The sequence below is a fragment of the Leptolyngbya sp. FACHB-711 genome, from assembly GCF_014695615.1.
Lineage (GTDB): Bacteria > Cyanobacteriota > Cyanobacteriia > Elainellales > Elainellaceae > Leptolyngbya_A.
Window position 1 is genome coordinate 1 of the sequence record NZ_JACJOR010000196.1, and the last position, 4,638, is coordinate 4,638.

Below are 4,638 nucleotides of genomic sequence, written 5' to 3' on the forward strand. Positions count from 1 at the left end.
CCACGAGCTGCGGACTCCACTCAATGTGATTTTGGGTTTTGCTCAGGTGATGTCTTTTGATGAGCGTCTCACCGCAGAACAACGCGAAAACCTGGGGCTAATTCGGCGGAGCGGCGATCATTTACTCAGTTTGATTAATGATGTTCTAGATTTGTCAAAAATTGAAGCTGGACACATCACGCTTAACGAAGACAGCGTTGACTTAATTGATTTACTGCAATCCCTCAAGGAAATGCTTCGCCAGCGGGCAGAAACGAAAGGATTGGGGCTGTACCTTGAACTCGCTTCAAACTTGCCTCGATATGGGACGATCGACGCAAACAAGCTGCGGCAAGTGCTGATCAATCTCTTGGGAAATGCGATCAAGTTCACAACGCAGGGTCATGTGACCTTACGAGTCACCGTTAAGGAGCGCAGAAATGACTCCCATCTGTCGATTGCTTCGCAGTTCCCCAACGAGGTAATTGTGCTTCAGTTTGAAGTCGTTGATACAGGCATTGGCATTGCTGATGATGATCTAGAGCAAATTTTCAGTGCTTTTGTGCAGACGCAAGCCGGAAGGACTTCGCCCGATGGAACAGGATTAGGATTGACCATCAGCCGCAAGTTTGTACAAATTATGGGCGGAGAGATCACCGTGCAAAGCACTGTGGGACAGGGCAGCACGTTTGTCTTTTCGCTTCCTGTTACTGTAGCGCGATCGGCTGATGTGCCAGTAGCGGCTTTCACAGGTCGCGTGAGCCGATTAGCTCCCAATCAACCTGTGTACCGTATCCTTGTGGTTGATGACCAACCAGAAAACCGAATATTGCTAGTCAGGATACTTACTCAGATTGGGTTAGAAGTTCGAGAAGCTTCTAATGGACAAGAAGCTGTGGCTCAGTGGCAGCAATGGCATCCCCACTTAATCTATATGGACGTCCGAATGCCGCTACTCAACGGCTACGAAGCAACTCAGCAAATCCGCGCTACCCCAGGCGGTGAAGTTCCAGTGATTATTGCGCTGACGGCTCAGGCATCCAGAGGCGATCGCACCTTAGCTTTAGCTGCGGGTTGTAATGATTATTTGACAAAGCCATTTCAGGAAGAGGCGCTATTTCGCAAAATGGCAGAATATTTGGGAGTGAAATATGTTTATGCAAACAGTGAAGTAGCCGCATCGGGTGAGGAATTGCTCAATCCTTCTATCAATTTGCAGGCGTCTGACCTGCTAGCGATGCCACCTATATGGATTACAGCCCTTCGTCAAGCAGCCCGCCTCTGCGACGACAGCGCAATAGAGCAGCTCATTCAACAAATTCCGGCGGAACAGGAATTTCTAATTCAGGGATTGCGTCAGCTGGCGCAAAACTACAGCTTTAAACAAATTGTTGTTTTAACTTCGCCAGAAACTTCAAATGACCATGCTTAGAGTACGCACATCGGAAGAAAGCAATACGACTCAAGTCAGGACTCACCCTGCCACGCTCCTGATTGTGGATGACCATCTTGATAATGTGCGTTCTCTTGCCCTGTTACTGAGTGAATCAGGATATTCTGTCAGGAAAGCTACGAGTGGCGAAATGGCACTGGAAACGATCGGGGTTGCTCCTCCTGATTTAGTGCTTTTAGATATCCGTATGTCGGAAATGAACGGCTACGAAGTGTGTGAACGACTCAAAGCCAATTCCGCAACCGACAGCATTCCAGTCATTTTCTTGAGCGCTTCAAACGATACAGAGGATAAAGTTCGTGCCTTTGCCGTAGGTGGGGCCGACTATGTGACTAAACCGTTTCAAGCCGAAGAAGTATTAGCGCGAGTTCAGCATCAAATTACGATCCTGCGGCAACGGCAGTTGCTCGTTGAGCAAAATCATCAACTGCGACAAACTGAAGCTGCCCTCCAGCAGGTCAACCTGGAACTGAAACGCATTGCCAACATCGACAGTCTCACCCAGATTGCCAATCGCCGCTGCTTTGATGAAATGCTTGACCAAGAGTGGAAACGGCTCAGACGCGAACAGCAGCCTCTGGCACTGGTTCTTTGCGATATTGATCATTTCAAACTTTATAACGATCGCTATGGGCATCTCGCAGGGGATGCCTGTCTACAGCAGGTCGCAAAGGTAATTTCTGATTGTATTAAGCGTCCTGCGGATATCGCTGCTCGCTACGGCGGCGAAGAGTTTGCCGTGATCTTGCCTAATACGAGTGAAGAGGGAGCGGTCAAAGTTGTGAATGCTATTCAAGATAGCCTGCAACGTTTACAGATTCCTCATGCGGCTTCGGCGATCGCTCACTATGTAACGCTGAGTGCCGGGGTTGTATGCTCGACTCCGTCGCGCAATTTATCAACCCAAAAGCTCATTGCAGAAGCGGATGCTGCACTGTATCAGGCAAAACAAAGGCGCAATACCTGGTCACTATCCGTTATCTGAACCTTTTTTGTCGGCTCAGTTTTTTTAATCAGAGAAATTGAGTTTTTTGAAAAATTTGGTAATATTGCGGCGGCCTGCCTCTACCGTTGGGCAGAATAGGAATTGTAGAGAGGGCTACATTTTGCTCTGTTAGAAGACTAGAGTTAGAGAGCTGAAGTTAGCCCAACCATTCTCCTCAAAAACGCTTCCGATTCCTTTATTTCTTCTAATATCTCTTCCAGAGTAAGGCGGGCAATTAAGATGGTTCAAAGTATTAATCCTGTAAGCTTGAGCGCGATCGAGATCGATCGACTGGCAGAAGACCTGAATCGAGACGGAGTTTGCGTTATTCGCGGATTGTTCGATCGAAGCTTGATTGAAACCTGGGCAGCGGCGTTTGATGCGCTATTTCAAGAGCGGCAGCAGCGAGTGGACGGGTTAGCTCCCCGAGGAAAATCGCGCTGGTACACGACATTGCCTTGGGTGGCTCCCTTTGCTGACCCTAAGGTATTCGCCAATCCGACGATTTTGGGTGTACTCAACCGCGTGTTTTTTCAGGAATACAGGCTGGTTCAGCTTGCGGCAGACATTCCCTTTCAAGGAGCAGAGTATCAGGACATTCACCGCGATTTTAATCCGCTGTTTACTGATCAAATCGTCACGCCCCTTTATGCCCTGGCAGTCAATTTTCCCCTGGTGGAAGTGACGGCAGAAAATGGTCCGTTTGAGATGGCGCGGGGTACGCACCGGATGTCGCGGGAAGAGGGACTGGTCAAGGTGCGGGCGGGCGAAATTCCAATGGAGCAATTTTATATGCAGCCCGGTGATGTGATGATTCGATCGCCCTTGGCTCTGCACCGGGGCACACCCAACATCACGCCGCAGCCGCGTCCGCTGATTGTCATGGGCTATGTGATGCACTGGCTTCACACCCACAAGGTAGATTTAACGCTGCAAACGGATTACTACAATAGTCTTTCACCTGAGCTTCGGCAGTTGCTCCGCTGTCAAACGGTCGAAAAGCTGCCCGCTCAGGCAACCGAGACTTATGTGAAATTCGAGTATTAAATGGCAGCGCAAACTTACACAAATCCCGTTTATCCTGATTATTTTGCTGATCCGTTTGTTTGGCAGCATCAGGGGGTCTACTACGCAATCGGCACGGGTCCGGCAGAAGCGGCAGGGCAGGTGGAGGACCGTCATCAACGACGCGTTTTTCCCCTGCTGCGATCGCATGACTTGATTCGCTGGGAGTTTGCCGGAAATGCGTTGCAGCGTCCAGACCCAGCACTGGGGGATAATTTCTGGGCCCCGGAAGTTGCATACTGCGATGGCACGTTTTACCTGTATTACTCAGTGGGGCATGAGGACAAACGCCATCAGTTGCGCGTAGCGACCAGTTCTAACCCGCTGGGTCCATATCAGGATGCAGGTCAGCCGCTAGTTGATCCAGAAGCCTGTGCATTTGCGATCGATCCCAGCCCGTTTCAGGACGATGATGGGCAATGGTATTTGTTCTACGCTCAAGATTTTCTGGATACAGAAGATGGTGTTCGGGCGGGAACTGCTCTGGTTGTCGATCGCCTGATCAGCATGACTCAATTGGCTGGGGAAGCAAAGGTAGTGCTGCGTGCCCGTCAGGACTGGCAGCGATTTTTAGCCGATCGCCCGATGTATGGCGGCATTTATGATTGGCACACGCTGGAAGGCCCGTGCGTTCGTAAATACGGCGGTCAATACTACTGCTTTTACAGCGGTGGACGGTGGGAAACAGACAGCTACGGAGTCGATTATGGCGTTGCCGAGCAGGTGATGGGGCCCTACTCGGATGTGGGCAATGCGGCAGGACCGCGAGTGCTGCGATCGGTTCCGGGGTCGGTGCTGGGTCCAGGTCATAACTCGATCGCCGTCAGCCCAGACGGTCAGGCAGAATACATTGTCTACCATGCCTGGGATACGAAGATGGAAGCGCGTCGGATGTGTATTGATCTGCTGCACTGGACGCCGGACGGTCCGCGCTGTCAAGGTCCGACCTGGACTCCCCAAAGCCTTTAAACCGATTGCCCTCCTTCTTACTCCAGAAACCGAATCACCCGCACCTGGAGATCTGGCTGTTCGGTCTGCTGATAATGAGCCGCCTGCTGCTCGATCTGCTGAAGTTGTCGCAGTGCTAGACTGCAGGGCATTCCATATTTTGCCTGCACCCGATCGCTGGCAATTTTTAGAGCGGTGCGCGATCGTT

The 4,638-nt window shown here is 50.8% G+C and carries 4 protein-coding genes and 1 pseudogene; 4 read left to right on the forward strand and 1 reads right to left on the reverse strand.

Annotated elements, in window-relative coordinates; translation table 11 throughout:
• The 4 genes from H6F80_RS07335 to H6F80_RS07350 form a co-directional block, all read left to right on the forward strand.
• Positions 1 to 1,411: ATP-binding protein (locus H6F80_RS07335; protein WP_190790933.1), on the forward strand; the 1,411-nt coding region annotated here is incomplete at its 5' end.
• Positions 1,398 to 2,417 carry a diguanylate cyclase domain-containing protein gene (locus H6F80_RS07340; protein ID WP_242067215.1) on the forward strand — a complete coding sequence of 340 codons (1,020 nt, stop codon included), beginning with the start codon at positions 1,398 to 1,400 and terminating at the stop codon, positions 2,415 to 2,417. The genes H6F80_RS07335 and H6F80_RS07340, both read left to right, overlap by 14 nt.
• A gap of 240 nt (positions 2,418 to 2,657) precedes the next feature.
• A complete protein-coding gene (locus tag H6F80_RS07345; protein WP_190790934.1) occupies positions 2,658 to 3,464 on the forward strand; it encodes a phytanoyl-CoA dioxygenase family protein in 807 nt (268 codons plus the stop codon).
• The gene (locus H6F80_RS07350) at positions 3,465 to 4,451 is read left to right on the forward strand and encodes a glycoside hydrolase family 43 protein (protein ID WP_190790935.1); all 987 of its coding nucleotides are present in this window, start codon (positions 3,465 to 3,467) and stop codon (positions 4,449 to 4,451) included.
• Between the two features lie 17 nt (positions 4,452 to 4,468).
• On the opposite strand, the pseudogene H6F80_RS31190 reads toward H6F80_RS07350, so the two are convergent.
• Positions 4,469 to 4,638, reverse strand: a pseudogene (locus H6F80_RS31190) (MSMEG_0570 family nitrogen starvation response protein); the annotation flags it as partial.